General features: G+C 48.5%; 1 protein-coding gene. It reads left to right on the top strand.

All coding sequences use genetic code 11. The annotated features are described in order from the left end of the window. On the top strand, nucleotides 1-274 hold a 274-nt coding region (locus tag QWY28_RS23775; protein ID WP_300955372.1), incomplete at both ends, for a hypothetical protein.

Below are 274 nucleotides of genomic sequence, written 5' to 3'. Positions count from 1 at the left end.
CCTCTGTAGTGCAAAAGAGGTTTAATTTCCCAGAATATTCTGTAGTGCTATATGGTGAAAAGGTAGCCAACAGAGGATTGTGTGCCATCGCCCAAGCTGAATCTGTGAGGTTCAAATTGAGCGGTGGTTTGGCTGTCAGGAGGGCGTGCTATGGTGTCCTCAGGTACATCATGGAATGCGGAGCCAAAGGGTGCGAGGTTGTTGTGTCTGGAAAGCTTAGAGGTCAGAGAGCCAAGTCCATGAAGTTCGTTGATGGGCTTATGATCCATTCAGG

Origin of the sequence: Nocardioides oceani (genome assembly GCF_030412965.1) — a bacterium.
Lineage (GTDB): Bacteria > Actinomycetota > Actinomycetes > Propionibacteriales > Nocardioidaceae > Nocardioides > Nocardioides oceani.
The sequence above is the reverse complement of the archived record's forward strand: the minus strand, read 5'-3'. Positions and strand labels throughout refer to the sequence as shown.